Genomic DNA, 16,574 nt, shown 5'->3' on the forward strand with positions numbered 1-16,574 from the left:
AACCCAATGCTTCAGTGCTCCATAAGAGGATGTCCGAATCCTCTTATCAAGACCGATATCAGGCAGGAATCAGACAATTCCACACCTCACCGCAATAGCGAATGTGTGATTTTTCAACGATAAAAAAAGCGCCCCACAGGGCGCTTGATGAAAGGCGTCGTTCTTGCGAAGAGGCTTAGCCGATAAACTGCAAACCGTTCATGTATGGTCGCAGCACCTCAGGGACTTCGATCCGGCCATCGGCTTGCTGGTAGTTTTCCAACACGGCAACCAGTGCACGCCCCACCGCCAGACCAGACCCGTTCAGTGTATGCACCAGTCGGGTTTTCTTATCGCTCTTGCTGCGGCAACGTGCCAGCATACGGCGAGCCTGAAAATCCCCACAGTTAGAGCAAGACGAGATTTCACGATAGGTATTCTGCGCCGGCAACCACACTTCCAGATCGTAGGTTTTGCAGGAACCAAATCCCATATCACCACTGCACAGCAGTACCTTACGATACGGTAATTTCAACAACTGCAAGACTTTTTCGGCATGGCCCGTTAACTCTTCCAGTGCCTGCATCGACTCTTCCGGTCGAACAATCTGCACCATTTCAACTTTGTCGAACTGATGAACACGGATCAGGCCACGGGTATCACGACCGTAAGAGCCTGCTTCAGAGCGGAAGCACGGCGTATGCGCGGTCAGTTTTATCGGCAGTGCATCCTCATCGAGGATTTCGTCCCGCACCAGGTTGGTCAGCGGCACTTCCGCCGTCGGGATCAACGCGTAATTACTGGTTTCCGATTCTTCGCTCAACGGCTTGGTATGGAACAGATCTTCACCAAATTTCGGCAATTGCCCGGTGCCGTACAGGGTATTGTGATTCACCAGATAAGGCACGTAAGCCTCCTGATAACCATGCTCGCCGGTATGCAGATCCAGCATGAACTGCGCCAACGCACGGTGTAAGCGGGCCACCTGACCTTTCATCACCGAGAAACGCGCCCCGGTCAGCTTTACCCCAAGCGCCATGCTCAGGCCACCGGTCAATTCACCCAGGTCTACGTGGTCACGCACCGGGAAATCAAACTGACGCGGCTCTCCCCAACGCATAACCTCCTGATTTTCTGTATCGTCTTTACCCAGCGGCACACAATCATCAGGCATATTGGGAATAGTCAGTGCAATGGTTTCGATATCATTTTGCACTTGCTGTAATTCAGCCTTAGCGGCATCCAGTTTCTCACCCAATTCGTTTACAGCACTGCGCAGCGGTTCAATGTCTTCCCCACGCGATTTAGCCGCCCCAATCTCTTTCGATCGCGAGTTACGTTCTGCCTGTAAACTTTCCGTTTCCACCTGAAGCACTTTACGGCGTTCTTCCAGATTGCGCAGCGCTTCTACATCCAGTTTAAAATTTCGGCGAGCCAGTAATTTTTCGGCAACTGCGTCTAGCTCATTACGCAGTAAATTGGGATCGAGCATGCTAGTCCTGTGCTTGTATTATTAAGGGGATATCGATAATTACAGGGTACTAATAGCAGTACCGTGCAGCAGAAAACCTCGGAATAACCTTACCGCAACGTGAATGCCAGCGGTAGCGTTTTGTCGGGCTATTTTGATCCTGAGCAGCGAGCCAGGCCAGCTTTTCGCCAATCCTGACCTCTAAACCGCGCAAAGCCGGCCGATAGTAATGTGTTTCTGCCATTTCAGGCGGTAAACACACTTCACCGGCAGCGTAAGCGCTGGCTTCATCATGCGCGCTTCCAATCCCATCTCTTTCATTAGACGGGGTAAAGTCATTCGCATTGCCAGAGTAACGTAGTTTCCGGCACGGATCATCGCGAGCAACCTATTTCGTCACTAAACAAGCTCGTCACCAACAAGCTCAGCCTCTCGTTTTCGAGAGGCTGTCTTCCAATTTTCAATCTACTCAGCAATAACGGGTTATGTATCATTACCCTAGGCAGCAAACTTATTTTGCGAGCGACAAAAGGTAATGAAATGAGAAATTTTGCTATGTTTAGGATTGGTGTGGTAGCAGCTACGGTATCTATTCTTAGTATGACTCAATGGGCAAATGCAGACGATGGACTGGCCGGCCGAGAAAAATTGACGGCACATTCAAAGGAATTCCAGAAGCGTGTCATTGAAGTTACTGACGGGGTGTATACCGCAGTAGGTTATTCGGCAAGCAACGTGACGTTGATTCAGGGTGAAGATGGTTCAATCATTATTGACACCTCCGCCAACCCTGTTGATGCACAAAATATTCTGGCGGCATTTGGCAGCCGGCTGAAACAGCCTGTAAAAGCCATCATCTATACACACAATCACCCTGACCACACTGGCGGCACGAGTGCGTTTGTGGGCAAAGGTAGCCCTGATATCTACAGTCATAAGCTTCTCACCACAGCCAAGGCAGACACGGGGCGCGGTCGGCGCGACGGTGGCGATGCATTCGGCACGCAATTACCCGACGAGGACTTCATCAATGCGGGTACTCAACTTGAGTATGGAAGAGTTACACCTCACACACGAGTAGGCTATATTCCACCCAATAGTACTTTCGATGGGGATGAAAAGAGCCTCAGGATTTCCGGTGTCGCACTGCAATTGATCCATACCCCAGGAGAAGCGGATGAAAACATTTCCGTCTGGTTGCCTGAGCGCAAAGTACTTATTGCCGGCGATATTCTCCTGAAGACCTTTCCTAACATTGCCCCTCTACGTGGTTTGCCTACTCGCCCCGTGGACAAGTGGGTTGTAAGTCTTGATAAGCTCATCGCGCTAAACCCCAAATACATAGTGCCAGGCCATATGGGTGTAATTCTGAATAGCTCAGACGCCAATGATGCCCTTACCGCTTATCGTGACGGCATAAAATTTGTTTATGAGAAAACCATGGACGGCATAGCCAAAGGCAAAACGCCTGATGAGTTGGTCGAAGAGGTTAAACTTCCAGAAAAGCTTGCGAAACACCCTTATTTGCAGGAGTTCTACGGAACTGTTGCATGGTCAGTACGCGGCATTTACAGCCAAAATGCCGGCTGGTTTGACGGCAATCCGACACGAATATTCCCGCTGTCTGATAAGGAGAGAGCAGGTAAGATTGTTGCATTAGCGGGTGGCCGTGAAGAAATGCTAAAAACTGCTACATCAGCACTGAAAAACCAAGAATTTCAGTGGGCAGCAGAACAAGCGGACTATCTGTTAGCACTAGACAAAAACGATAAGCCCGCCATTGATGTCAAAATACGCGCACTTCGTGCATTGGGAGAGCAGCAAATGAATGCTACTGCACGCAACTACTACCTCACTGTCGCCAACAACCTGAAAAACACGCTACGCAATAACTCAAAGTAACTTGAGCAGTGTGGAAATATAAATTATGTGCATGACTACGCATAATTGGGACTAAAAACGCCGCTCCTGAACTTGGGAGCGGCGTTTTTTTTGGCAAGAACACGTATGGCACGAAGTGGTATTTGGTCACACGATGAATGCCGTTTGGACTGATACCGTTGGCGTTATCGTAGAAATCCCCAAAGCGATGGGCGCGGAGAGCAACATAACGGCACGACGTAACCCCGTCGCCCAATTGTGCTTTGCACAGGGCCGACTTAGGTCAATCTAATCAGCGACACAATATTTGAAACGGAGCCTCGGGGCAGAACTTCAAATAAATCATCCAGACCGAAGTCTGAGCGATTTATTTGAAATTCATCATGACGAGTGGATTGCAGTTACCCACTCACGTGCAATTGTGTGTGGTTTTACTCCACATAACCATTGGTGCTTTTTATTTCTTGCCTGCCTTTTCATCCCACTTGCGCAGGAGGGCGAGTTTTTCAGCAATCTTGATTTCTAAACCTCTTGGCACTGGCTGATACCAGCCTGGTTCGTCTATTCCATCAGGCAGGTAAGTTTCACCAGCGGCATAGGCATTGGGTTCATCATGCGCATATCGGTATTCATGCCCATAGCCCAGTTCCTTCATCAACTTCGTTGGTGCATTCCGAAGGTGAACAGGAACTTCTCTACTCTTGTCCTGCTTTACAAAGGCTCTGGCTTGGTTGTATGCCATATATCCAGCATTGCTCTTTGCAGCAATCGCCAGATAAATCACAGCCTGCCCAAGTGCCAATTCCCCTTCAGGACTTCCCAACCTTTCAAACGTCGTTGCTGCATCATTGGCTATCTGCATGGCTCTTGGATCGGCTAACCCAATGTCTTCCCAAGCCATACGGATGATTCTTCTGGATAGATATCTTGGATCGGCACCACCATCCAACATCCGTGTCAGCCAATACAAAGCAGCATCAGGATTGGAACCTCTAACCGATTTATGAAGTGCTGAAATCTGGTCATAGAAATTATCGCCACCCTTATCGAACCGCCTTGAATTCAGGGTAAGAGCATTGCCAATGAATTCGGCATTAATCACCTGAATCCCAGCAGCGCCGGCAGCCGTTGCACATTGCTCCAGCAGGCTCAAGAATCTTCTGGCATCACCATCTGCATAACCAATGATGGTATCTACAGCCAAGTCTTCGAACGTTAAGTGCCCAAGAACCTGTTTTTGAACCCTCTTCAACAATTGCTTCAGTTCATCTTCCGTCAAAGACTTCAGCACATACACCTGAGCCCTGGACAGCAAAGCAGAATTGACCTCAAACGATGGGTTCTCAGTCGTTGCACCTATGAAAGTGACCAAGCCACTTTCTGCATAAGGAAGAAGAGCATCTTGTTGAGACTTATTGAATCTGTGAATTTCATCTACAAACAGAATTGTCTTCTTGCCTCTGTCAAGATTCTGTTGAGCTTGTTCCATGGCCGCTCTGATGTCTTTAACACCAGAGAAAACCGCAGACAGTGCAATGAACTCACAGTCAAAATAGTTGGCAGTCAATCTTGCCAGCGTGGTTTTACCCACACCAGGTGGTCCCCAAAAAATCATCGAATGAGGCTTACCAGACTGAAAAGCCAAGCGCAGCGGCTTACCTTCCCCCAGAAGATGTGACTGACCAATAACCTCATCCAAGGTTCGTGGTCTGAGTGCTTCGGGCAGTGGTGCAACCGGCTCTTGTGCGAACAAATCAGCCATGCTTCACCCCCATTGAACAATGAGGAAGCACAAAAAGTTGCACAACCTGCTTTATAAATCGTTGTTTTAAGTAGTGATTGATGGCTTTGCTACAACGATGTACTTCACCCACAAACAGAATGCTACGACGCACCGCACCGCGGTTCCGGCGCGCACGTTCAATCGCTTCGCGAATTTCTTTGATACCGGAAGTCACCGCAGAGAGGCGCTCCATATCAGTGTGACCATAATACCTGACCAACTCAGTCAACGTCGTCTTTCCCGTTCCCGGCGGCCACCCCATAATCATGGAGTGGCGTTGCCCGGCCTCAATGGTACACGGCAACGGCTTACCCGGTACCGGCAGGTATTGCCGGCAAATAAACTGTGCCAGCCTGACCAGCCGCATCCGCGCTGCCAGCGGCTGGAACTGATTACTGGAAAAATCGAGTGACAGGTTGCTCACATACGCCTCACTGACGCTGGTCGTCTACCGCGACGCCTTTCGGCGGGGTAAAACGAAACTTCGCGGCATCTATCTCACCATTTTGCTGATTTTTCAGCGTATAGGCGCTGCGCTGCCCATCTTGTTCAGTGGCGGTAAATCCATGAATCGTACCATCGCTGGTTACATTGATAGAAAAACGCTTCAGATTGCCATTGGCTGCACGGGGCGTTAGATCAAAATCATCCCCTTTCTGGCTCACGTTATATTTACCCCAGTCTTTCGGGTCATTACGGGTGATCAAAATAAACGGCGTATTGCCGGTGGCATCTTTTACCCAAGTTGCCGTGACCTGTTCCACGAAAGGATTGTAAAACCATAAGGTTTTACCATCAGACACCAGCGTGCTTTCATCCGGCGATGTGGTTTTCCAGTTGAACAGATTCGGGCGTTTCACCCACAATTCTCCCGCCCCTTCCTGCACCGCAGCACCGTCATTGGTCGTGACTTTCTGCGTGAAGCCGGCATGGAAGCTGTTCACCTTGCTCAGGCGACTTTGCAAATCGCCGGCGGCATCGGCATAAACCGCACCGGATACCAAACTGGTGAGCAAACACCCCGTTATCAACCCTATTTTTATCATACAAAAAATCCTTTGCGTGTTCTTACCGTCACCACCGCCTCCACAGAGGCCGCATCTTGTTGGACGCGCCTATCAAGCGGACGCTACTGTAGCCCAGCCGGGCACGGCATGACAGGCGAATTATCTGTTATCTACCACATTTACGCTTCTTTGCAGGACGAAACATCACCACCAATAGTTATTCCATCGGTGGTGGTGCCAGCACCTCACGGTTACCATTATGGCCGGGACTGCTGACAATCCCCTGCATCTCCATCTGCTCAACAATACGGGCGGCGCGGTTATAGCCAATGCGGAACTGGCGCTGTACCCCGGAAATCGAAGCACGACGTTTTTCCACGACAAAGGCCACTGCCTGATCAAACAACGGATCCAGATCTTCGTCTCCGTCAAAACCCAGGCTACCGCCTTCACCATCGTCATCACCGCTGATGATACTGTCGATATACTCAGGGCGTCCTCGCGCCTTCCAATCCTGCACCACGGCATGAACTTCCTGATCACGCACGAATGCGCCATGAACACGCACCGGAATCGAAGAGTTAGGCGCCATGTACAGCATATCGCCCATCCCCAGTAACGACTCTGCACCGCCCTGATCGAGAATAGTGCGGGAATCAATCTTGCTCGATACCGTAAACGCGATGCGCGTCGGGATATTGGCCTTGATCAAACCGGTAATAACATCAACCGACGGGCGCTGCGTCGCCAAAACCAAATGTATGCCGGCGGCTCGCGCCTTCTGGGCCAAGCGCGCGATCAGCTCTTCTACTTTTTTACCCACCGCCATCATCAGGTCGGCAAACTCATCCACCATCACTACGATGTAGGGTAGTTTTTCCAGCACGGGCGGTTGAGTATCCATACTGTCGCCAGGTTTCCAGAACGGGTCCGGGATGGGGCGGCCCATCGATTCAGCCTGTAACACCCGTTCGTTATAACCACTGAGATTACGTACTCCCAGCGCCGACATCAGCTTATAACGGCGCTCCATCTCACCGACGCACCAGCGCAACGCATTGGCGGCATCTTTCATGTCGGTGACGACTTCAGTCAGCAGATGCGGAATGCCTTCATATACCGACAACTCCAGCATTTTCGGGTCAATCATGATAAAGCGCACGTCTGCAGGCGTTGCTTTATACAACATGCTGATGATCATGGCGTTAACACCGACCGACTTCCCGGAGCCGGTAGTACCCGCCACCAGTAAATGCGGCATTTTCGCCAGATCCGCCACCACCGGTTGGCCGGAAATATCTTTCCCCAGCACCACGGCAAGCGGCGAAGCGTTATCGCGGAACCGGTCGCAATCCAGCACTTCTCGCAGGAAAACCGTTTGGCGATGGCGATTCGGCAGCTCAAGGCCGACATAGGGTTTGCCGGGGATAACCTCAACAATACGCACCGCGACCACCGATAGCGAACGCGCCAGATCACGAGCCAAATTGGAGATACGGGCTGCCTTGACGCCCGGTGCCAAATCCAGTTCAAAGCGGGTGATCACCGGCCCTGGATGATAATCCACCACCGAGGCCTTGACGCGATAATCCGCCAGTCGGGTTTCAATCAGTCGCGCCATATCGTCCAGCGCGTCCCGATCAACCGGCGCATCATTCATGGATGGCGGCGTTAGCAGATCCAGCGACGGCAATGGCGTGGTCGGTTTCTGCAGCGGTTGATCATTACGCATCAGGAACGGGTGGATCAGGCTGTCCATAATCGACGGCGAAGACTCTGCCACGGCAGGTTCGGCCGACGCCGCAACCGGCGATACACTTACCGGCACGGCCGGCGGCGTATCCGCCAATGACGCCTGCGGCGGAAGCGTAAATAACGGCTCTGACGGGCCATCATCAACCAGATCGGCAAACGGCGAAATGGCAAAAACGCTCTCCAGCGGCGCCTCGGCTTGCGGCGTTACTCCGGTTAATCGGTTGTCTGTAGCCACCGACCCCGCCTTGACGGGCTCGGCAGTAAACGCCGTGGGGGCATCCACTTCCTGCTCCTCGCCGTAGCGAGAGCGCTGCATGGCGGCAAAATCGCGCGCCAGTTGTGCCTGCAGCAAGGCATCTTCCGCCTCTTCATGGTCAGGATAGGTTTCACCGTAGCGTTCGCGTTGCTGCTCGGCAAAGGCTTGGCGTAACGCGGCTTCTTGTGCCAGCGCATCCTGCACGTCGTCAGACACGTCGGTAGATATCGGCTCGACAGGATGTTGATAGGTTTCCTCGGTAGACATGACCGCATCGCTTATCGACGTCGCCGACACGGCCGTATCCGGTGCCATGGCAACGTCATCGGCCGGCCGATCGGCATCGGCGGCCTGAGCACGTTGCTCTGCTTCGCGAGCCTGCTGTTCAGCCAACCGCTGCGAAGGCAGTTTGATGCCATACGATGCCAGCTCGCGACGGGTGGGAATGCGCACCGGGTTCGGTCGCGGCAATTCCGGCCCCATGCCGCGTTTGACTTGCGGGTTATTCTCTTCATCCGCAGTAAACGCAGGCATGAACGGCACCGCTTTTTTCGGTTCTGCTTCCGTTGTTGCCGCCGGCAGTGAAACGACCGCCGCTGTTGCTGTTGGTCGGGCGATACGATCGTCAACCTGCGCACTCAGCGGTTGCCAATCAGGCATCGGTTCCGACGGCAACGCTGACGGGCTTAGAGACGATGGCGCTATCCCCTCCCCCGGCGTTGACACAGATAACGACGTTGGCGCGACGAGCGGCACCTCAACATGCCGGGGCATTTCGGACGCGACTGACGCGACTATAGGAGCAACGGAATATGCCCGTTCTGGCAACGGCGGCGTCACGATCGGTTCAGGATGCGGTTTTAACACCGGTTCACCGTCAGTCGTCGCCCTCGACGTCAAGACACGATTATTCGCGATATCGAGCGTCTCTGCGACATCGGATATCGGCGCATCAACAAGCGTCGATACCGTCGGCGCAGTAGCCGCCGTTGACGACGGCGCGGTTACCGCTGGTGCGGAAAACAGTACGTCATCGTCATCAATCGCCGTTGCCGACGACATAACGCTCTCGTCTTTATGGCTATGCTCTGCATCATCGGCGCGCTCGGCATTGGACGTGTCTTTACGGGATGATGCAGGTTTTGCTTCTGCCGGTTGATCATCGATATCATCGTCATCGTACAGGTAGTCTTCGTCACGACGACGGCCGGAAAACAGCGTCAGACATGCCATCACGCCGGCACCGATCTTTTCTGCAATCGTCAACCAGGACCAACCGGTAAACAGCGTTAATCCGGCAGCCCAAACACACAGCAGGATCATCGTCGCGCCGATGTTATTGAAACGCGGGATCATCGAGCTGCTGAGCAAACTGCCCAGCACGCCGCCGGAGGCAAAATAGTAAATATCGTCTACGTTGAGCGCTGCTAACCCGCAAGAGGTCAGGATCAGGGCCAAGGTGCCAATCAGGCGCAGAGAAAGGGTAAAATAATCCGGCGTGGCGCGCTGACCGCGCTGTTGATAAATCACCCAGCACAGCGATACCATCACCACAGGAATGGCATACGCCAGTACGCCAAAGACGAAAAACAGGGTATCCGCCAGCCAGGCGCCAACCCCGCCCCCCAGATTGTGAATCGGTTCGTGCCAGGCAGTCTGTGACCAACTGGGGTCCGAAGGGCTAAAACTCAGTAGCGCTACCGCCAGATAAATGGCAAAAAGCACTACCACGATTAACATCGCTTCCAGTAAACGTCGACCCGCACTGAGTTTTTTCAGTGCGACGTCTTTATCTTCTGTATATTCCTGGCTCAAGCGTCTCTCCAGGTTCCCTGTAAATGTTTCATGATAAAACGCCGAGCATTACCCGGCGCCATACTGTACAGATTCACAGGAGTGTAGCTGAATTTATCGGGTTATGCACCCTTACCGTCAACGGGTCTTGATGACCAGTCGGTTGCTTTGCTTCACTTCTTCCATCACCACATAGGTACGGGTATCGTTTACGCCTGGCAGACGCAACAGCGTTTCACCCAGCAACTTACGGTATGCCGACATATCCGGTACGCGGGTTTTGAGCAGATAGTCAAAATCACCGGAAACCAAATGACACTCCTGAATTTCCTCAAGCTTCTGCACGGCTGCATTGAACTGTTCAAACACATCCGGCGCGCCGCGATTAAGAGTAATCTCAACGAACACCAACAGTGACGCATCCAGATAATGCGGATTCAGCAGTGCGGTATAGCCATTAATAAACCCTTGTCGTTCCAGACGACGAACGCGCTCCAGACACGGGGTTGGCGAAAGACCGACCCGCTTGGAAAGCTCCACATTGGAGATACGCCCGTCTTTTTGCAATTCGTTCAGGATATTGCGATCGATACGATCAAGATCTTTTCCCGGACGTTTCTTCGTGTCTACCATTATTATTGTCTCTCTTCACCCTTCCCTGTTTAAACGCTGTCTCTGACCAATCTCAATGTACCAGAGCCACCCCTAAAGAAGACCCCTGCCTTTTGTAATGTGCGCATCCCTTGTTCCGACTGCGTTTCCGGCAACGTTGCAAAATACCGATTACCGATCAGCAGGCAGATTGTCGCTGATATCGACCTAAACGCATAAAAGCCGGAGCATTCAACTATTCACATACAAAATATTTCCTCTTCCAAGGATGTTTTCGCAAAAGCACAGCCGATTGTCAAAGTAAAACAATTAAAATCAGAAGAAAGTGCCAGATTCGGCGCCAACGCCCCATCCGGACGACGTTTTCACTCACCGCTGAAGGCCCATCAGAGCATTTATCGTTTCTCCATAATATTTCGTAACGATTGAACCAATAGCCAACAACATTTTTCCACACTTTTTTTACGCAAGTAATTTCCTTACAATCGGATACATCGTCCGTTCGAGTGAAATGAGGAACTCATGAGCACAGCTAAACATCGTAAACTATTAATTCTGGGTTCAGGCCCGGCAGGCTATACCGCCGCGGTCTATGCTGCACGGGCAAACCTAAATCCACTGCTGATCACCGGGATGGAAAAAGGCGGTCAGTTGACCACCACCACCGAAGTAGAAAACTGGCCCGGCGACCCGGATGACTTGACGGGCCCGCTGCTTATGGAACGTATGCACGCCCATGCCGCCAAGTTCAATACCGAAATCGTTTTTGATCATATCACCCGCGTCGACCTGCAAACCCGCCCGTTCCGCCTGTTCGGCGACAGCGATGAATACACTTGCGACGCTTTAATCATCGCCACCGGCGCATCCGCCCGTTATCTCGGGCTGCCGTCTGAAGACGCGTTCAAAGGGAAAGGCGTCTCCGCCTGCGCCACCTGTGACGGCTTTTTCTATCGCAACCAGAAAGTGGCGGTCGTCGGAGGCGGCAACACCGCCGTCGAAGAAGCGTTATACCTGTCCAATATTGCCGCTGAGGTGCATCTGATTCACCGCCGTGATAGCTTCCGTGCAGAAAAAATTCTGATCGACCGCCTGATGGCGAAAGTCAGCAGCGGCAATATCGTGCTGCACACCAATCGTACGTTGGATGAAGTCGTGGGCGACGAGATGGGCGTTACCGGCGTACGCCTGCGCGAAGCGGCTGGCGATGCCACCGAACAACTGGATGTCGCCGGGGTCTTTATCGCTATCGGCCATAGCCCGAACACCGCCATTTTTGGTGATCAGCTAGCGCTGGAAAACGGCTATATCAAGGTGCAATCCGGTATTCACGGCAACGCGACGCAAACCAGTATTCCCGGCGTGTTCGCTGCCGGTGATGTGATGGATCATATCTATCGCCAGGCCATCACCTCTGCCGGCACCGGTTGTATGGCGGCGCTGGACGCCGAACGTTATCTGGACGCACTCGCCGGGTAACCGCCGAATGAGTGCCAATCTCAACCCGGTCGTGATCGCGCCCGGGTTTTTTTATTCTTTTCCCGCGATACAAAAATTGATCGCCGCCCCTTCTCCGCCTCTGCTTTTCGTTTGCACAACCCCGCTACCGAGGTAACATGGCGCCATCACGGCCATTACCGGTACAATCTTGTTAAGTAACGGTTATGTAAGCGTTATTTTTATGTAGCAACTGGAAGCGATCGGCACCTGATGAAAGATACCCGACAACGACAACTGATCAACTGGCTGAAACAACAAAGCCGCCTGGCACACCGCTGGTTACGACTATCGCTAATGCTGGGCATGGTTAGCGGCCTGTTGATTATGGCGCAGGCATGGTTATTGGCTTCATTACTGCACGCACTGATTATCGTCCACACGCCGAGAACCCAACTCATCACCCTGTTTCTGCTACTGGCGGCGACATTCCTGTTGCGCGCAATCGTGAGTTGGATACGGGAGCAAGTCGGTTTCCGCTGCGGTCAGACGATTCGCCAGCATATTCGCCGCCAGGTGTTGGACCGACTGCAACAACTCGGGCCGGCCTGGATTCAGGGAAAACCGGCCGGCAGTTGGGCGACGTTGATTCTGGAACAAGTTGACGATATGCACGATTACTATGCCCGCTATCTGCCACAGATGTATCTGGCGGCCATCATCCCCGTGTTGATACTGATTATCGTCTTTCCGGTGAACTGGGCGGCTGGATTGATCTTGTTCGCTACAGCGCCGCTGATTCCGCTGTTTATGGCGATGGTCGGTATGGGCGCTGCCGATGCTAACCGACGAAATTTTCAGGCATTAGCCAGATTGAGCGGTAACTTCCTTGACCGGCTACGCGGCCTGGATACCCTACGCCTGTTTCATCGCGGCGATGCCGAGACCGACAAAATCCGCCAGGCCTCGGAGCAATTTCGCAGCCGAACGATGGAAGTGCTGCGTATGGCGTTTCTTTCTTCCGGCGTGCTGGAATTTTTCGCCTCGATTTCAATTGCCGTGGTTGCCGTCTACTTCGGTTTCTCCTACCTTGGCGAATTACACTTCGGTAGTTACGGCACCGGCGTAACGCTGTTTGCGGGTTTTCTGGTGTTGATTCTGGCGCCGGAATTCTTTCAGCCGCTGCGTGATCTCGGCACATTTTATCATGCCAAAGCGCAGGCCATCGGCGCGGCCGAAGCGCTACACCGCTTTATGACGGCGTCCGCAAACGAGGAAAACGGCGACGCGACTCGCCCATTCCAAAGCGATGCACCCATCACGATTATTGCCGATGAACTCATTATCTTATCCCCCGAAGGCAAAGCACTGGCCGGGCCATTGACCTTCAGGCTGGAGGCCGGGCAACGCGTTGCACTGGTCGGGCCCAGCGGCGCCGGAAAAAGCTCTCTGCTCAATGTGCTGCTCGGTTTTCTGCCTTATCGTGGTTCGCTAACCGTCAACGGCGAGGAGTTGCGCGCCCTGTCACCGATGTCCTGGCGACAGCATCTTAGTTGGGTGGGGCAAAACCCTCATCTTCCGGAAGCCACGCTGCGACAGAATGTATTGCTAGGTCGTCCGCAGGCCAGCGACCCGATACTGCAACAGGCGCTTGAACGCGCTTACGTCCACGAGTTTCTGCCGCAATTGCCGCAAGGTCTGGATACACAGTTAGGCGACGGTGCGGCACGTTTGTCTGTCGGTCAGGCTCAGCGGGTTGCAGTAGCGCGTGCGCTGTTGCACCCATGTCGTTTGCTGCTGCTGGATGAACCCTCCGCCAGCCTTGACGCCCACAGCGAGCAACGGGTGATGAGTGCGTTGAGCGAAGCCTCACAGGCTCAGACCACCTTGTTGGTCACGCATCAGTTAAACGAAATTCGGGACTATGACGCCATCTGGGTGATGGCCGACGGTCAGTTGGTCCAGCAAGGCGACTATCTTACCCTGAGTCAGGTCGATGGGCCGTTCGCCGCCCTCCTGACACAACGCCGGGGAGAGCTATAAGATGGAAAAGACGCACGTAATGCAGGTACTTAAACCTTTTCTGGCACTGTATCGCCGCCATTTTTTTCAACTCATTTTGGGTATCGTACTGGCTATCCTGACGTTACTCGCCAGCATTGGCCTGTTGACGTTATCAGGCTGGTTTCTGGCTGCATCGGCTATTGCCGGGCTGGCGGGCTTAACCACCTTCAACTATATGCTGCCCGCTGCCGGCGTGCGCGGTGCGGCGATCCTGCGTACCGTCAGTCGTTACTTTGAGCGACTGGTAAGCCACGACGCCACCTTCCGCGTTCTGATGCATCTGCGGGTATTCACGTTTAGCCGTATTCTACCGCTGTCGCCCGGCGGGCTGATTCGCTTTCGTCAGGCCGAGTTGCTTAACCGACTGGTGGCGGATGTGGACACGCTGGATCACCTTTACTTGCGGGTTATTTCGCCACTGGTCAGCGCGCTGGTGGTGATTCTGGCCCTGGCTTATGGGCTAAGCTGGTTGGATACATCGCTGGCGCTCACGCTGGCGACTATCATGATGACGTTGTTAGTGATGCTGCCGTTGGTCTTTTACCGTGCCGGGCAACCCATCGGCGCTGACCTGACCGCATTACGCGCTCATTACCGAGTACAACTGACGACATGGCTCCAGGGGCAGGCAGAATTAGCCGTCTTTGGTGCACTGGCAAACTTTCGCCAGCAACTGGATGTGTTGGAACAGCGTTGGTTTGAACGGCAACGGCAGCAAGCCGGACTCAGCGCATTGTCACAGGCTATCCTGATCGCCGCCGGCGGATTAACGGCAACCTTGTTGCTATGGCTGGCCGCGGGCGGTGTCGGCGACGACAGCCAACCCGGTGCGCTTATCGCACTGTTTGTTTTTACCACTCTTGCCGCTTTTGAAGCACTGGCACCGGTCGCCGGCGCATTCCAGCATATCGGGCACGTAGTGGCTTCCGCTTCGCGAGTCGATCAATTACTGAAACTCCATCCACCGGTCACTTTCCCGTCTCAGGGGCCTGAACAGCCGGCGCAGGTCGCATTGACGTTGGATAAAGTGAGCTTCACATACCCGGAACAACGCCAACCTGCGCTGCACGATATTTCACTCACGCTGGCGCCGGGCGAACATGTCGCTTTGCTCGGCCGTACCGGTTGCGGCAAGTCAACCCTGCTGCAATTACTCACCCGAGCCTGGGATTGCAATGAAGGCGAAATCCGGCTTAACGACACCCCGATTGCGGCATGGCCGGAGTCCGCCTTGCGCACAACCATGAGTGTCGTTCCCCAGCGCGTACACATTTTCAGCGCAACATTACGGGATAACTTGCAGTTGGCCGCGCCTTCTGCCGGCGACGCACAGTTGGAAGCGGTGCTCACACAAGTCGGGCTGGAGAAACTGCTGGATGACCAAGGGCTCAATGCCTGGCTGGGCGAAGGCGGTCGCCAATTGTCCGGGGGCGAGCAGCGACGCATTGGCGTCGCTCGCGCCCTGCTCCACCCGGCACCGCTGGTGCTGCTGGATGAACCGACCGAAGGGCTTGATGCCGACACGGAGCAACGCATACTGCAAATATTGCGGCAGCATTGTCTTGGCAGAACCCTGCTCGTCATTACCCATCGGCTCAATGGGCTGGAAAGCATGGACAGGCTGTTTGTAATGGACGGCGGGAAAATGGTGGAGCAAGGGTCACATCGCAGCCTGATGGCGTTGCAGGGACGTTACTGGCAATTTCATCAACACCTGTAGCCCGAGGTGAACATGCTATTGTGTGAACTTTCTCCCTTCTCATTGCAGTTCCCTAATCCACAGACCGCTCTGCGCGACCCGAACGGGCTGTTGGCTTATGGCGGCGATCTATCGACGGAGCGGGTACTGAGCGCTTATCAACAAGGCATTTTCCCGTGGTTTGCGCCGGGCGAGCCGATCCTGTGGTGGTGCCCTGACCCACGGGCAGTATTGTTTCCGGCACAGTTTCACCTTAGCCGAAGCATGAGAAAATTCATTCGGCGTACCGATTATCAGGTCACACTGAATCAGGCGTTTGAGGCGGTGATTGCCGCCTGCGCCGACGAGCGAGAGGAAGGCACCTGGATTGGTGACGATATCATGCAAACCTACTGCCGGTTACACGAGTCCGGACTGGCGCATTCGGTCGAAGTCTGGCTCGGTGAACAGTTGGTCGGCGGATTATACGGTATCGCCCAGGGGGCGCTATTTTGCGGTGAGTCGATGTTCAGCCGGGCAGACAATGCCTCCAAATATGCTCTGGCAACGTTTCTGCAGCATTTTGTACGCCACGGTGGTCAGTTGATTGACTGTCAGGTGCTTAACGACCACACGGCCTCTCTGGGAGCTTGTGATATCCCGAGACGCGAATTTCTGTATCAACTGCACCAGTTGCAACGGCAGGTCTTGCACAACGACTGTTGGCGCCCGCAGACACACTCTCCCCCCAATCCCGACCAACGGCTTAAAGGGGATAAATGACCGACGGTCGCTTACGCGCCTTTACATAATGAGGGTTTTTCGGCATTATCTTGCCGGTTAAAAACTAAGGTAAT

At 53.5% G+C, this 16,574-nt stretch carries 10 protein-coding genes and 3 pseudogenes; 5 read left to right on the forward strand and 8 right to left on the reverse strand.

Going from position 1 to position 16,574, the window contains the following annotated elements; translation table 11 throughout:
• Positions 1–175: 175 nt before the first annotated feature.
• Together serS and FDP13_RS01370 are read right to left on the reverse strand one after the other, a co-directional pair.
• Complete coding sequence (gene serS / locus FDP13_RS01365; protein WP_143838302.1) at positions 176–1,471, reverse strand: serine--tRNA ligase; 1,296 nt, start codon at positions 1,469–1,471, stop codon at positions 176–178.
• 109 nt (positions 1,472–1,580) lie between these two features.
• Positions 1,581–1,777 (reverse strand): annotated as a pseudogene (locus FDP13_RS01370) (recombination factor protein RarA); the annotation flags it as partial.
• A 213-nt stretch (positions 1,778–1,990) separates the two neighbouring features.
• Here FDP13_RS01370 and FDP13_RS01375 point away from each other — a divergent pair.
• Positions 1,991–3,352, forward strand: coding sequence for an alkyl/aryl-sulfatase (locus tag FDP13_RS01375; RefSeq protein ID WP_234424358.1), 1,362 nt, complete (start codon positions 1,991–1,993; stop codon positions 3,350–3,352).
• Between the two features lie 436 nt (positions 3,353–3,788).
• Here the strand turns inward: FDP13_RS01375 and FDP13_RS01380 are convergent, their stop codons facing one another.
• The 6 genes and pseudogenes from FDP13_RS01380 to lrp all read right to left on the reverse strand — a co-directional run bounded on the left by FDP13_RS01380 (position 3,789) and on the right by lrp (position 10,559).
• Positions 3,789–5,093 carry a replication-associated recombination protein A gene (locus tag FDP13_RS01380; protein ID WP_012770062.1) on the reverse strand — a complete coding sequence of 435 codons (1,305 nt, stop codon included), beginning with the start codon at positions 5,091–5,093 and terminating at the stop codon, positions 3,789–3,791.
• Positions 5,086–5,538 carry an AAA family ATPase gene (locus tag FDP13_RS01385; protein WP_143838304.1) on the reverse strand — a complete coding sequence of 151 codons (453 nt, stop codon included), beginning with the start codon at positions 5,536–5,538 and terminating at the stop codon, positions 5,086–5,088. The genes FDP13_RS01380 and FDP13_RS01385 overlap by 8 nt, the downstream gene beginning before the upstream one ends.
• Before the next feature lie 7 nt (positions 5,539–5,545).
• On the reverse strand, positions 5,546–6,160 hold the full coding sequence (gene lolA / locus FDP13_RS01390) for an outer membrane lipoprotein chaperone LolA (protein WP_012770064.1): 615 nt from the start codon (positions 6,158–6,160) through the stop codon (positions 5,546–5,548).
• Positions 6,161–6,338: 178 nt separating this feature from the next.
• Positions 6,339–9,014: pseudogene (locus tag FDP13_RS01395) on the reverse strand (DNA translocase FtsK); the annotation flags it as partial.
• Positions 9,015–9,434: 420 nt separating this feature from the next.
• Positions 9,435–9,872: pseudogene (locus tag FDP13_RS21945) on the reverse strand (DNA translocase FtsK 4TM domain-containing protein); the annotation flags it as partial.
• Positions 9,873–10,064: 192 nt separating this feature from the next.
• The gene (gene lrp, locus FDP13_RS01400) at positions 10,065–10,559 is read right to left on the reverse strand and encodes a leucine-responsive transcriptional regulator Lrp (RefSeq protein ID WP_010277211.1); all 495 of its coding nucleotides are present in this window, start codon (positions 10,557–10,559) and stop codon (positions 10,065–10,067) included.
• A gap of 501 nt (positions 10,560–11,060) precedes the next feature.
• Between lrp and trxB the strand changes: the two genes are divergently transcribed.
• The 4 genes from trxB to aat all read left to right on the forward strand — a co-directional run bounded on the left by trxB (position 11,061) and on the right by aat (position 16,500).
• Entirely contained in the window at positions 11,061–12,017 is a 957-nt protein-coding gene (gene trxB, locus FDP13_RS01405) for a thioredoxin-disulfide reductase (RefSeq protein ID WP_012770066.1), read from the forward strand.
• Between the two features lie 231 nt (positions 12,018–12,248).
• Positions 12,249–14,018: a cysteine/glutathione ABC transporter permease/ATP-binding protein CydD gene (gene cydD / locus FDP13_RS01410; RefSeq protein ID WP_143838306.1), complete on the forward strand. Its 1,770-nt coding sequence runs from the start codon at positions 12,249–12,251 to the stop codon at positions 14,016–14,018.
• 19 nt (positions 14,019–14,037) lie between these two features.
• Complete coding sequence (cydC, locus tag FDP13_RS01415; protein ID WP_199886289.1) at positions 14,038–15,759, forward strand: cysteine/glutathione ABC transporter ATP-binding protein/permease CydC; 1,722 nt, start codon at positions 14,038–14,040, stop codon at positions 15,757–15,759.
• A 12-nt stretch (positions 15,760–15,771) separates the two neighbouring features.
• A complete protein-coding gene (gene aat, locus FDP13_RS01420; protein WP_143838310.1) occupies positions 15,772–16,500 on the forward strand; it encodes a leucyl/phenylalanyl-tRNA--protein transferase in 729 nt (242 codons plus the stop codon).
• Positions 16,501–16,574 lie beyond the last annotated feature (74 nt).

The organism is Dickeya sp. ws52 (assembly GCF_007210685.1).
Classification (GTDB): domain Bacteria; phylum Pseudomonadota; class Gammaproteobacteria; order Enterobacterales; family Enterobacteriaceae; genus Dickeya; species Dickeya chrysanthemi.